Origin of the sequence: Tenacibaculum sp. AHE14PA (genome assembly GCF_019278465.1) — a bacterium.
Lineage (GTDB): Bacteria > Bacteroidota > Bacteroidia > Flavobacteriales > Flavobacteriaceae > Polaribacter > Polaribacter bernardetii.
The window spans coordinates 1,811,187-1,825,428 of sequence record NZ_CP058983.1; the positions used below are offsets into that span (position 1 = coordinate 1,811,187).

Below are 14,242 nucleotides of genomic sequence, written 5' to 3' on the forward strand. Positions count from 1 at the left end.
ATTAACAGCACAATATGAAGTTTTTACGAAATTTACTAGCATCAATTCTTGGTTTTTTTATAGCCATCTTTTTAATATTTGCCTTTTTTATTGCCATTGCCTCTGTTGTTGGTTCTGACGAAGAAATCGTTGTGAAATCAAACTCAGTATTAGAATTAGATTTATCTGCAATCGTAAAAGATTATGCTCCAAAAGATGACAATCCATTAGCAGAAATTTTAGAGTTAACAGATGAAAAATTAGCTTTAAATAAAATAATCAATGCTATTGAAAATGCAAAAACAGATAGTAATATTAAAGGAATCAGTATTAAAACAGCATTAGTAAACGCTGGTGTAGCACAAACGCAAGCCATCAGAAATAAAATTGAAGAATTTAAAGAGAGTGGTAAATTTGTGTATGCCTACAACGATGTATATTCACAAAAAAACTATTATTTAAGTTCGGTTGCCGATAGTTTATTTTTAAACCCTGTTGGTGCTATTGATTTTAAAGGTTTATCTACCGAAGTTTTATATTATAAAGATTTTGAAGATAAATACGGAATTAAAATGGAAGTGATTCGTCACGGAAAATACAAAAGTGCGGTTGAGCCATATTTAACGAATAAGATGAGTGATGCTAACCGAGAGCAAACTACTTCGCTTTTAAAATCTATCTGGTCAGAAATTACAGACGATATTAGCAAAAGTAGAAACATAACTACCCAACAATTAAATTTAATTGCTGATAACGCCAATGGTAGAAATGCAATAATGGCTAAAGATCATAAATTAATTGATGCAATTATTTATGAAGATGAATACGAAGCAAAACTAGCTTTAAATGCTGATAAAAAAATAAACACAATCTCTTTAGCTGATTATATTAAATCTGGAAAAGGACGAATTTCTTATACCGCAAAAAACAAAATTGCTGTAATTTATGCACAAGGAGAAATAATGTATGCTGAAGGAAATGAAAATATTATTGGTCAAGGAATTATAAACAAAGCATTACGAAAAGCTAGAAAAGATAAAAATGTAAAAGCAATTGTTTTACGTGTTAATTCACCAGGAGGTAGCGCTTTAGCTTCTGAATTAATTTGGCGTGAATTAGAATTAACAAAAAAAGAAAAACCTTTAGTAGTTTCTATGGGTAACGTTGCTGCTTCTGGCGGATATTATATTGCTTGTAATGCTGATAAAATATTAGCAGAACCTACTACAATTACCGGTTCTATTGGTGTTTTTGGAGCCATTCCAAATTTTAACAAATTTGCAGACAACATTGGTATTAATGCCGAGCAAGTATCTACAAACAACAACCCTAACTATAGTGTTTTTGAACCTATGGATAAAAAATTCTATGACGTTACCAAAGAAGGTGTAGAACAAATCTATACTACTTTTGTAAACCGTGTTGCAACTGGTCGTAACATGACTTTCGTACAAGTAAATGAAATTGCACAAGGAAGAGTTTGGACAGGTAAAGAAGCGCTTGAAAATGGTTTAGTTGATAAATTAGGGAACCTAAATGACGCGATTAAAATTGCAGCTGAATTAGCAAAAGTAGAAACATATAAAGTTCGTAATTATCCTAATTACAAAAAAGATTTAAAAGAAGCTTTTAGCTTTTCTCCTTTTGCTAAAGTATCTAAAGAGGAAATTTTAAAAGAAACATTAGGTGACGAAAATTACCAACTATACAACAACGTCAATCAGATGAAAAAGTTAAAAGGAATTCAAGCAAGAATGCCTTATATACTTCAAATAAAATAAGCTTAATAAAAAAAGCCTTGACATTGTCAAGGCTTTTTTTATTATAAGTAATTCCTAATGGTTTTTATAAACCGAAACTCTCTTTTACTTTCGCTACATAATCTAGCTTTTCCCAAGTAAATGTTTCAATTTCTCGCTCAACAGTTTCTCCCATTGGGTTAGAAAATGTTACTGTTTTCTTTTCTGGTGTTCTTCCCATGTGCCCGTAAGCAGCAGTTTCTGAATAAATAGGTGATCTTAGCTTTAAACGTTGTTCGATAAAGTATGGACGCATATCAAAAATAGTTTCTACTATTTTACTTATTTCTCCGTCTGTTTTATCAATCGTTGCAGTACCATATGTTTCTACATTAATACTTGTTGGCTTTGCAACACCAATAGCATAAGAAACTTGCACTAAAACTTCTTTACATAATCCTGCAGCAACTAAATTCTTTGCAATATGACGTGTTGCATAAGCTCCAGAACGATCTACTTTAGATGGATCTTTTCCTGAAAATGCTCCACCACCGTGTGCTCCTTTTCCTCCATAAGTATCTACAATAATTTTACGTCCTGTTAAACCAGTATCTCCATGAGGGCCACCAATTACAAAAACTCCTGTTGGGTTAATGTGGTACGTAATACTATCAGTAAATAATTTTTGAATATTAGCTGGTAATTTTGCAACAACTCTTGGAATTAAGATTGACACAATATCAGACTTGATTTTAGCTAACATTACATCATCATTTTCATCAAAATCATCATGTTGTGTAGAAATAACAATCGCGTCAATTCTTTGCGGCACATTATCATCAGAATACTCAATAGTTACCTGAGATTTCGCATCTGGTCGTAAATAAGTAATATCGCTATTCTCTCTACGCAACTCAGCTAACTCAATTAACAAACGATGAGACAATTCTAATGCCAATGGCATATAGTTTTCAGTTTCATCGGTTGCATAACCAAACATCATTCCTTGATCTCCTGCTCCTTGATCTTCTGGATTTGCTCTTACAACACCTTGGTTAATATCTGGTGATTGCTCATGAATTGCAGAAAAAACTCCACAAGAACTACCATCAAACATATATTCGCTTTTGGTATACCCTATTTTGTTAATTACATCTCTTGCAATTTGCTGAACATCTAAATATGTTTTAGATTTCACTTCTCCTGCCAACACTACCTGGCCTGTGGTAACTAATGTTTCACAAGCAACTTTCGATGTAGGATCAAAAGCTAAAAAATTATCGATTAAAGCGTCAGAAATCTGATCAGCTATTTTATCCGGATGTCCCTCAGAAACACTTTCTGAAGTAAATAAATATGACATAAAAATTCTTTTTAAAAAATTAAATAAAAGAAAAACTTGGATTGCTTGGTCGCTTAAAGGAGTAGATAATTACTGCTTTAGCATTTTATTTATGAACTCGCGTTCAAAGAGGTTGCAATCAGTCAAATTTTTCCTCAAAATTATACTGCAAAGTTATGCATTATTTAACAAACAGAAAAACAAACGGCTAAGGAAATAGAAACTATTGATGCTACAATAATAAAAAGTAATTTTCGTAAAATTGTTTTGGTGATTTTTTTGATTACTTTTGTAATGTAAAAAATAAGACATTAACTTAATTAAAACATAACAAAATGGCATTAGAAATTACAGATGCAAACTTCGAAGAAGTAGTATTAAAATCAGACAAACCAGTATTAGTTGATTTTTGGGCAGCTTGGTGTGGACCTTGTAGAATGGTTGGGCCAATTGTAGATGAAATTCATACTGAATACGACGGTAAAGCAGTTGTTGGTAAGGTTGATGTTGACAACAATCAAGAATTTGCAGCTAAATATGGTGTTAGAAACATACCTACTGTATTAATCTTTAAAAACGGAGAAGTTGTAGACAAGCAAGTTGGTGCAGCTCCTAAAAAAGCATATACTGATAAAATTGATGCCGCTATATAAATAGTGCATTCATAATATATTATTAAAAAAGGTTTGGCTAACGCTAAACCTTTTTTTATTTTAGAGCTATATGATTGATTTAAACAATACTTCATCAGAAATAAAAAACTTAGAGCTACTTGCCAAACAAGTTGTTGAAGGTTTTATTACTGGAATGCATAAAAGTCCGTTTCACGGATTCTCTGTAGAGTTCTCAGAACACAAACTATATAATAAAGGAGAAAGCACCCGCCATATAGATTGGAAGTTATTTGCAAAGACCGAAAAACTATATATTAAGAAGTACGAAGAAGAAACCAATTTACGTTGTCATTTAATTATAGACAATTCTGCCTCGATGCACTACCCTATTCTAAAAAACCAATCTATACATAATTTAAACAAAATTGGTTTTTCTGCAGTTGCTGCTGCATCGTTAATAGAAATTTTAAAAAAACAACGAGATGCGGTAGGTTTAAGTATTTATTCTGACACTTACGAATACTATGCTCCAGAAAAAGGAAGCGAGCGTCACCGTAAGATGTTATTAAACCAATTAGAAAGTTTACTTACCTCCAATTCTAAAGCATCAACAGAAACCTATAAGTATTTGCATGAAATTGCAGAAAACATTCACAGACGTTCTTTAATTTTTCTTTTTACAGATATGTTTCAAACATCAAAAGATGACGAAGAACTTTTCGATGCCTTAAAACACTTAAAATTTAACAAACACGAAGTGATATTGTTTCATACTTATGATAAAAAAACAGAATTTTCATTCAATTTCGACAATAAACCTAAAAAATTTATTGATGTAGAAACTGGAGATGAAATAAATTTACATGCCGAGAATGTACAAGAAGATTACACAAATTTAAGCTCTAAATTTTTCAATAATCTAAAAAACAAATGCTTACAATATAAAATAGATTATATACCTGTTGATATAAATGAAGGGTACAATAAAGTACTAACTGCTTATCTTATCAGCAGACAAAAAAAATATAATTAATTTCTTTTTTATTTAATAAAAGGTCTTATATTTGCAACCGCTTAGAGCAATTAGCAACGGTCTGGTAGTTCAGCTGGTTAGAATACCTGCCTGTCACGCAGGGGGTCGCGGGTTCGAGTCCCGTCCAGACCGCAAAATTATCTAAGCAATAATTATAGTACAATGCTACAAGCAACGGTCTGGTAGTTCAGCTGGTTAGAATACCTGCCTGTCACGCAGGGGGTCGCGGGTTCGAGTCCCGTCCAGACCGCAAAAAGCTTCTCATTTATTTGAGAAGCTTTTTTAGTTTTAAAAACACTCTACACTTCAATACCAACTACAACTTAATTTATTTCTTTTCAATTAAAACTAACTATTTAGTTAATAACTTTAATGCTTTTTTTATATTAGCGTGTTCTTAGTATTTTGATGTTTACTAAAAACAGCTTAAAAAAGAACATCAATAATCATATAAAAAATTAAAAATGAAGAAAATTTTATTACTGGCTTTATGCATTGCCTTCAATTACAATGCAATAGCCCAAAGCATGAGTTTAGAAACCCCTTTACCTGAAGAACAGAGTATTAAAAAAGGCGTTTTAGAAAACGGACTAACCTACTATATTCACAAAACTACCGTTACTAAAGATGTTGCTAGTTATTACATCATACAAAATGTAGGTTCTGTTTTAGAAAAAGATAATCAACAAGGATTGGCTCACTTTTTAGAGCACATGGCTTTTAACGGAACTAAAGACTTTCCTGGAAAAGGAATCTTAGACAAAATGCAAGAACACGGACTTGTATTTGGTAGAGATATTAATGCATACACTTCTTTTGATGAAACTGTTTATAATGTAAATAATATACCTACAACACCTGAATTAATAGACACTGGTTTATCTATACTACATAACTGGTCTAACTATTTATCTTTAACTGAAAAAGAAATTGATTCTGAAAGAGGTGTTGTTAAAGAAGAATGGAGAACGCGCCAAAATGGTGGTATGCGTGTATTACAGCAAACTATTGGTACAATGTTTAACAACTCTATCTATTCAGAGCGTTTACCTATTGGTAAAATGGATGTTATAGAAGGTTTTGAATATAAAGCTTTACGCGATTTTTATCACGACTGGTACAGAACAGATTTACAAGCTATTGCTATTATTGGTGATGTAAATGTTGATGAAATTGAAGCTAAAATTAAAAAATTATTTTCAACTATACCTGCTGTAAAAAACCCTATCAAACGTACAGAAGTTCGTATTTCTGATAACAAAGAACTTATTTATGATATGGCAATGGACAAAGAAGTTACTTCTTCTAGTATTGCTTTCGGTATTCGTCATGACAAGTCTTTAAAAAATGAAACTATTGCCGATTTAAAAGAAAGCCTTTTAAACGGTATGGCAACATCTATTATTTCTACAAGATTAAACGAAATCAACCAAAAACCAGATTCACCTCTTTTATTTGCTTCTGTACGTTACGGTAGTCTTTCTAGATTAAACAATGAGTTTAGTGCTCGTATTGTACCAAAACCAAACATGCAACATAAAGCATTTGAATTGGTTATTTCTGAAATTAACAGAGCTGTTAAATTCGGATTTACAAAAGCTGAAATAAGCAGAATTATTGCTCAGTATACAAGTTCTTACGAAAACCAAATTGCAGGTTTCGGAAACAGAAGTCATGCTCAGATAGTAAGAGGAATTCAAACTAATTACTTAGAGAATTCTCATATTACAGATATCAAAAAAGAATTTGAAATTGCTAAAGTAATTTTTGGTCAATTAACTCAAAAAGAACTGTTAGCTCAAATTCAAAAATTATATCTTAAAAATAACAGATCTATTGTTGTTACAGGAGTTAAAGGAAACAAAAACTTAACTAAAGAAGAAGCTCTTAAAATCATTACTACTGTTGAGAATGACAAAAAATTAAAGGGATACGCTGAAGAAACAAATGTAAAACCTTTAATGTCTGGTGTTAATTTAGTTGCTGGTTCTATTACTTCTGAAGAAGAAGATAAAGAAATTGGTTCAACTATATTTACATTAAGTAACGGAATTCAGGTTCACTATAAATTTGTTGATAAAAACAAGAATGACGTGAACTTAAGTGCTGTTAGTTACGGAGGTCAATCTTTATTAGATGAAGAAGACTTACCATCAACAGTATTATTAGGTAATGTTATTCAAATGTCTGGTTTAGGTGAGTTTTCAGCGGTTGATTTACCAAAAGTACTTGCAGGTAAAAAAGCAAGCTCTAGAACAAGTGTTGGAAACACCTCAGAAAGTGTATCAGGATCTTCTTCTACAAAAGATGTTGAAACAATGATGCAATTGGTAAACTTACGTTTTACAAAACCTCGTTTTGACGAAACTTCTTACAAAGTGTTAATGCAACAAGTTGATGCCTTTTTAATTAGAAAGAGCGAACAACTTCAATCTAAAATGCAAGATAGTGTAACAACTATTTTATACGGAAAGAACCATCCTACTGAACGTTTATTTGATAAAAAATTAATGTCTGAAATGTCTTTTGACAAAATGAAGGCTATTTATACAAGTAGATTTGGAAACGCTGGAGATTTTAAATTCTTTATCGTAGGAGATGTAAGTAAAGAAACTATAAAACCTTTATTAGAAAAATACATTGCTAGCATACCTACAACCAATGAAAGAGAAGAATGGAAAGACAATTCGGTAGATTGGATTAATAACAAAATTGATAAGGATGTATTTTTAGAAATGAAAGACCCTAAAACTTCTGTTCGTGTAGTAATTAAAAACGACATGAAATATTCTTTAAAAAACTCAATTTTAATGAGAGCTATGGGAGATGTGTTACAATTACGTTATACAGAATCTTTAAGAGAAGAAGAAGGAGGAACTTATGGTGCTAGAACTAGAGGTTCTATTTCTAGAAGACCAACTCAAGAAGCTACAATATCTGTAAATTTTGATTGTAATCCTGACTTAGCTGAAAAGTTAATCGCGATTGTTCACAAAGAAATTAAAGCACTAGAAAGTGGTGATATTAAACAAGCTGATTTAGACAAAACACTTGCTAACTTCTTAAAAGCTCGAGAAGAAAGCAAAAACTACAATAGATTTGAAATGAGTTTATTAAAAAACTCTGTGTTAGAAGGATATAACATGAATGATCCTAAAAACTATGAAGACATTGTAAAGTCGATAACTATTAAAGATTTAAAAAACATCACAAAGAAGTTATTGAAAGATAGCAAATCTTACGAAATTGTTTTTAAACCTAAAAAGTAAAAAATAATTATTTTAGAAAGAGCGCCTCATAATTGAGGTGCTTTTTTTATGTCTATATTTTTCTATTGACCCCTCTAAAAATCAACTTACACTTGCAGAAAAACATCATCTCGCTACATTCAAGGTTCTTAATAAAAATACTTTTTGAATTAAATATTTGTTTTTCTCATTTTAATCTTTAGATTTGTTTCGTACAAGAAATACAAAAATGATATTACAAAATACTTGGCAAGGTTTCTATTTTTACTTTTATTTTTTAAATAAGAGCTGAGACTTTATACCATATTTTCAACAAACAATATAAATTATAAAGCCTCGATGTATCGAGGCTTTTTTTTTGATAAAAAATGAAACAAACAATCGCTATTCAAGGAGCAGAAGGATCTAATCATCATAAAGTTGCTCGCAATTTTTACGGTACAACAATTCAATTAAAAGAATGCATGTCTTTTGATTTTTTGGTGGATAGCTTATTAAATAAAACAGCCACTATTGGTATTATGGCGTTAGAAAACACAATTGCTGGTTCTATAATTCCAAACTACGCTTTAATTGATAAAAATAATTTACACATTATCGGAGAAGAATATTTAAACATTCATCATCATTTAATGGCGCTTCCTAATCAAAAAATTACAGATATTAAAGAAGTTTGTTCGCATCCAATGGCATTATTACAATGCAAGGAATTCTTTAAAAAATATCCACATATAAAATTAGTAGAAGATGTAGATACAGCTGAAGTTGCTAAAAGAATTTCAACGAATAAATTAAAAGGAATTGCTGCTATTGCTCCAAAAATTGCAGCCGATATTTTTGATTTACATATTATCGAAGATGAAATTCAGACTATAAAAGACAATGCTACACGATTTGTAATCATACAAACAACTGCTCCTAATAATGGAATAAATGAAATAAACAAAGCCTCTTTAAAATTTCAGTTAGATCATAAAAGAGGAAGTTTAGCAGCCATTTTAAATGTATTGAGCGACTGCAAAATGAATTTAACTAAAATACAATCGCTTCCGGTAATAGAATCACCATGGAAATATTCATTCTTTGTTGATGTTACTTTTAATGATTATAAAGATTACCAAAAAGCAATCGCTATTATAAAAATTATGGCATTAGAAACAAAAGTATTAGGAACCTACAAAAACGGAAGAAAATGATTCAACCAGCAAAAAGATTAGAAACCGTTCAGGAATACTATTTCTCTAAAAAATTAAGAGAAGTTAGAGCGTTAGCTGCTGCCGGAAAACCCATAATTAATATCGGAATTGGAAGTCCGGATTTACAACCACCAACTAAAGTTATAACTGCAATTCAACAAAGTTTTAATGATGAAATTGCACATAAATATCAAAGTTACCAAGGCTTACCAGAGTTAAGAAATGCAATTAGTAAATTCTACAAACTGCAGTTTAAAGTTGCTTTGAATCCCGAAAACGAAATACTTCCTTTAATGGGAAGTAAAGAAGGTGTGATGCATATTTCTATGGCTTTTTTAAATGAAGGCGATAAAGTTTTAATTCCGAATCCGGGATACCCAACCTATACTTCTGTCACAAAGTTAATAGGCGCCGAACCTATTTTTTATAATTTAAGTGATCAGAATGATTGGCAGCCAGATTTTGAGGAACTAGAAAAGTTAGATTTAGCTGATGTAAAAATTATGTGGGTAAACTATCCGCATATGCCAACAGGCGTAAACGCAACTATAGCAACTTTTAAAAAACTCATTGCTTTTGGAAAAAAACATCAAATTTTAATTGTAAACGACAATCCGTATAGTTTTATTTTAAATAATAAACCTCTTAGTATTTTACAAATTGATGGCGCTAAAGAAACTGCTTTAGAATTAAATTCTTTAAGCAAAACCTTTAATATGGCCGGTTGGCGAGTTGGTATGGTTTTAGGAAACGCTAATTTTATCAATCAGGTTTTAAAAGTAAAAAGCAATATGGATTCTGGTATGTTTTTCGGAATTCAAAAAGGAGCAATTGAAGCCTTACAGTTATCTGATGATTGGTTTTCAGAACAAAATAAAATTTATGAAGAACGCCGAGATTTAGTATTTCAACTAGCAGATAAATTAAACTGTACTTATAACAAAAACTCAACAGGATTATTTGTTTGGGCAAAAATTCCTGAAGGAAAAACATCCGAAGGAATGGCTGATGAAATTTTATATCAAAAAGATATTTTTATCGCTCCCGGAACCGTTTTTGGTTCTCAAGGAGAAGGCTACATAAGATTTTCATTATGTGTATCAAAAGAAATAATTAAAGAAGCTATCAAAAGAATCTAGCTGTCAACGATACGCTACCTGACAATTCAAATGTCATTTCGAGCGTAGTCGAAAAAAAAATAAAAAAATGAACGTATTTGTAATCGGTGTTGGTTTAATTGGCGGAAGCATGGTTTTAGATATTCAAAGAGAATATCCTCAAGCTATTATTTACGGAATTGATGCGAACGAAAACCATTTAAACAAGGCCAAAGAAATTGGTGTAATTAACCACAAAGCAACATTTAACGATTTAAAGAAAGCGGCTATTGTAATTATTTCTGTTCCTGTTGATGTTCAGCTAGAGATACTCCCTACAATATTAGATACAATTTCTGATACTTGCTTGGTTTTAGATGTCGGCTCTACAAAAGCTCAAGTATGTGAAGTTGTTAAAAATCATCCGAAGAGAAGGAATTTTTTAGCAACCCACCCTATTGCCGGAACCGAATTTTCAGGACCAACAGCTGCTCATGAAAATTTATTTCAACAAAAAACAAATATCATTTGTGAGGTTGAGAAAACAGCTTTTAAACTGCAAGAAATTGCTTTAGAAATATTTTCAAAATTAGGAATGCGTATTCGATATATGGATGCAGAATCGCACGATAAACACATCGCCTACGTTTCGCATTTATCACACATAAGTGCTTTTATGCTAGGAAAAACTGTGATAGAGAAAGAAAAAAATGAACGTGATATTTTCGACATGGCGGGTTCGGGTTTTGCCTCTACCGTTCGTTTAGCAAAAAGTTCACCTGCCATGTGGACACCCATTTTTAAACAAAACAAAGAGAATGTAATTGAAACATTAGATGAATATATTAACAATTTACAGCAATTTAAAAAATTGATGTTACAAGACGATTTTACTGAAATTTATAATGAAATGGAAAGTACAAATCACATAAAAAAAATATTAAACGGTATAAAATAAAAGACCAAAATAGTTGTAATTTTGAGCTTTCTTTTGAGTCTAATATACTTTGATTCAAAAAACAAAATTTGCTTAAAAAAGCAGCACAAATAATTAATTAGAATGGAAAACACAAAAGAGTTAAGAACCTGGTTAAACGACATGAAACTTGCGCACCCATTGGTAATCGCAGGACCTTGTAGTGCAGAAACTGAAGAACAAGTTTTAAAAATTGCTCACGAATTAAAAGATTCTGATGTAAATTATTTTCGTGCTGGAATTTGGAAACCAAGAACTAGACCCGGAAACTTTGAAGGTGTAGGTGCACTAGGCTTAAAATGGTTACAAAAAGTAAAGGCAGAAACAGGTATGAAAACCTGTACTGAAGTTGCAAATGCTGCACACGTAAAATTAGCTTTAGAGCACGATATCGATTTATTATGGATCGGAGCACGATCTACCGTTTCACCTTTTATCATGCAAGAAATTGCGGATGCTTTACAAGGAACAGATAAAATTGTTTTGGTTAAAAACCCTGTAAATCCCGATTTAGCCTTATGGTTAGGAGGAATTGAAAGATTATATACTGCCGGAATTAAAAATTTAGGGGCAATTCACAGAGGATTTTCTACTTACGAGAAATCAAAATACAGAAATATTCCTGAATGGCAATTGGCTATCGAATTTCAAAATAGGTTTCCTGATTTGCCTTTAATTTGCGATCCTTCGCATATTACGGGTAACAGAGATATGATTTTTGATGTTTCGCAAACTGCCTTAGATTTAAATTTTGATGGTTTAATGATTGAAACACATTTCGACCCTGAAAATGCTTGGTCGGACGCTGCTCAGCAAGTAACGCCTGCTAAATTAAAGGATATTATGGAAGATTTAAAAATCCGTAAAGAAACCGAAACTGACTCTTCTTACAGAGAATCTTTAAATAATTTAAGAGCTCAAATAAATGTTGTCGATGATCAGCTTATCGAAATGATGAGTAAAAGAATGAAGGTTGCTGATAAAATCGGACTTTTAAAGAAAGAGAAAAATGTAGCCGTTTTACAATCTAGACGTTGGAATGAAATTTTAGGAAAAATGATTTTAGAAGGTGAAACAAGAGGTTTAAGTGAAGAATTTGTTTTAAAAATGTTTAAGGCAATTCACCAAGAATCTATCAATCATCAAGAAAAAATTATTAAAGGATAGTTTTAGGGCGTTACCACAAGGGTCAGGCTTTCGTTACTCGCTTTTTTTGCTTTTTAAACAAACAAAAAAGAGCTCAGACAAGTCACTCAATCCTTAACGCGTAACACTTTTTAACAACGTAAATTTTTAATATGAAGAAGATCCTTTAGGCATAAAAAACCTAAAGGATCTTTTTCTTATCACAACTTCATCGTTTTTTATAAATATTCTTTTGGATTCATAATCTGATATTAATGCGTCATTCTGAACTTATTTCAGAATCACATCCATATAATAAACAATAAATTTTAACGAAAACCTGAAACAAGTTCCGGTTAAAGTAAAGTGAGTTATTATAAATTACATACAATCATTTTTTTTGTTATAAAATTGAAAATCAATAGAAGTGTCACCATTATTTTTTAAAAATTTCTCATCTTTGCAATATGACAGGAACGGTATATAAATCTACAGGAAGTTGGTATTTAGTTAAGAGTGAACAGGTTTTATACAAATGCCGTATTAAAGGTAAATTTCGTTTAAAAGGCATTAAAAGTACGAACCCTATTGCTGTTGGCGACAAGGTAGATTTTGATCTTGAAACCAAAAACAATGAAGAAACCGGTGTAATTACCAATATTTACGAACGTGATAACTTTATTGTTCGTAAATCTGTTAACCTATCAAAGCAAACCCATATTATTGCTTCTAACATCGATCAGGTTTTCTTATTAATTACCATTAACAACCCTCCTACTTTTACCACTTTTATTGATCGTTTTTTGGTATCAACAAGAGCTTATCGAATCGATACTATTTTAGTTTTTAACAAAATAGATTCTTACGAAATAGAAGAACGTGGAGAGATTTTATACTTAAAAGATATTTACGAAACTATCGGTTATAAATGTATAGAAGTATCTGCTAAAGAAAACACAAATGTTGATCTGATTAAAAAAATGATGCTCGAAAAAACATCTATGTTTGTTGGGCATTCGGGAGTCGGAAAAACAACTTTAGTAAATGCTATTGATGCTTCTTTAAATTTAAAAACCAAAGAAATTTCTGATCAACATAATCAAGGAAAACACACCACTACATTTGCTGAAATGTTCGATTTAAATCTCGAAAACTCACAAGATGCAAGAATTATTGATACGCCAGGTATTAAAGGTTTTGGTGTTGTTGATATTGATAAAGAAGAATTAGGTGATTATTTTCCTGAGTTTTTTGCGTTAAAGCAAGATTGTAAATTCAATAATTGTATTCACGTAAACGAGCCAAAATGTGCTGTAAAAGATGCTTTAGAAGAAGATACTGTTTCATGGTCTCGCTATAAAAGTTATTTGCAAATTTTAGAAGGAGAAGAAGAACATTATCGTACTGATATTTGGGAAAAAGATCAAGAATAAATGAAAGCAGTTATTCAAAGAGTATCTAAAGCAAACGTAACTATTGAAGGTGTAAAAGTTGCCGATATTAAAAGCGGACTACTTATTCTTATAGGTATTACGAATGAGGATGCGAAAGAAGATATTGATTGGTTATCTAAAAAGATAAACAATCTTCGTATTTTTAATGATGCTAATGGCGTTATGAATAAATCGTTAATTGATAGCTTAGGTGATGCTATTATTGTAAGTCAATTTACTTTACAAGCTTCTACTAAAAAAGGCAATCGCCCAAGCTATATAAAAGCTGCAAAACCAGAAATTGCAATACCTTTATATAAAGAATTCATACATCAGTTTGAAAAAAATTTAGGTAAAAAAGTACAAACAGGTGAGTTTGGTGCCGATATGAAAGTTGAATTATTAAACGATGGTCCTGTTACTATTATTATCGATACTAAAGACAAGGTGTAAAAATGTT

General features: G+C 31.2%; 11 protein-coding genes and 2 tRNA genes. 12 read left to right on the top strand and 1 reads right to left on the bottom strand.

Annotated elements, in window-relative coordinates:
* Positions 1-14: 14 nt before the first annotated feature.
* Positions 15-1,760, top strand: coding sequence for a signal peptide peptidase SppA (sppA, locus tag H0I30_RS08305; protein ID WP_218771402.1), 1,746 nt, complete (start codon positions 15-17; stop codon positions 1,758-1,760).
* Positions 1,761-1,824: 64 nt separating this feature from the next.
* On the opposite strand, the gene metK is transcribed toward sppA, so the two are convergent.
* On the bottom strand, positions 1,825-3,081 hold the full coding sequence (metK, locus tag H0I30_RS08310; RefSeq protein WP_218771403.1) for a methionine adenosyltransferase: 1,257 nt from the start codon (positions 3,079-3,081) through the stop codon (positions 1,825-1,827).
* Positions 3,082-3,395: 314 nt separating this feature from the next.
* On the opposite strand from metK, the gene trxA reads away from it, so the two are divergent.
* The 11 genes from trxA (at position 3,396) to dtd (ending at position 14,235) form a co-directional block, all read left to right on the top strand.
* Entirely contained in the window at positions 3,396-3,713 is a 318-nt protein-coding gene (gene trxA, locus H0I30_RS08315) for a thioredoxin (RefSeq protein ID WP_218771404.1), read from the top strand.
* Positions 3,714-3,783: 70 nt separating this feature from the next.
* Positions 3,784-4,707: a DUF58 domain-containing protein gene (locus H0I30_RS08320; protein WP_218771405.1), complete on the top strand. Its 924-nt coding sequence runs from the start codon at positions 3,784-3,786 to the stop codon at positions 4,705-4,707.
* Between the two features lie 58 nt (positions 4,708-4,765).
* A tRNA-Asp gene (locus H0I30_RS08325) sits at positions 4,766-4,839 on the top strand.
* Between the two features lie 44 nt (positions 4,840-4,883).
* A tRNA-Asp gene (locus H0I30_RS08330) sits at positions 4,884-4,957 on the top strand.
* Positions 4,958-5,171: 214 nt separating this feature from the next.
* Entirely contained in the window at positions 5,172-7,976 is a 2,805-nt protein-coding gene (locus H0I30_RS08335; RefSeq protein WP_218771406.1) for a pitrilysin family protein, read from the top strand.
* A gap of 347 nt (positions 7,977-8,323) precedes the next feature.
* Entirely contained in the window at positions 8,324-9,151 is an 828-nt protein-coding gene (locus H0I30_RS08340) for a prephenate dehydratase (protein ID WP_218771407.1), read from the top strand.
* Complete coding sequence (locus H0I30_RS08345; protein WP_218771408.1) at positions 9,148-10,290, top strand: pyridoxal phosphate-dependent aminotransferase; 1,143 nt, start codon at positions 9,148-9,150, stop codon at positions 10,288-10,290. Before H0I30_RS08340 ends, H0I30_RS08345 begins: the two co-directional genes overlap by 4 nt.
* Positions 10,291-10,357: 67 nt before the next feature.
* Positions 10,358-11,206, top strand: a complete 849-nt coding sequence (locus tag H0I30_RS08350; protein WP_218771409.1) for a prephenate dehydrogenase — start codon at positions 10,358-10,360, stop codon at positions 11,204-11,206.
* 102 nt (positions 11,207-11,308) lie between these two features.
* Positions 11,309-12,391, top strand: a complete 1,083-nt coding sequence (locus H0I30_RS08355) for a bifunctional 3-deoxy-7-phosphoheptulonate synthase/chorismate mutase type II (RefSeq protein WP_218771410.1) — start codon at positions 11,309-11,311, stop codon at positions 12,389-12,391.
* Positions 12,392-12,816: 425 nt separating this feature from the next.
* Positions 12,817-13,782, top strand: coding sequence for a ribosome small subunit-dependent GTPase A (rsgA, locus tag H0I30_RS08360; protein WP_218771411.1), 966 nt, complete (start codon positions 12,817-12,819; stop codon positions 13,780-13,782).
* Positions 13,783-14,235 carry a D-aminoacyl-tRNA deacylase gene (gene dtd, locus H0I30_RS08365; RefSeq protein ID WP_218771412.1) on the top strand — a complete coding sequence of 151 codons (453 nt, stop codon included), beginning with the start codon at positions 13,783-13,785 and terminating at the stop codon, positions 14,233-14,235. It begins immediately after the preceding gene.
* The last annotated feature ends 7 nt before the right edge of the window (positions 14,236-14,242 follow it).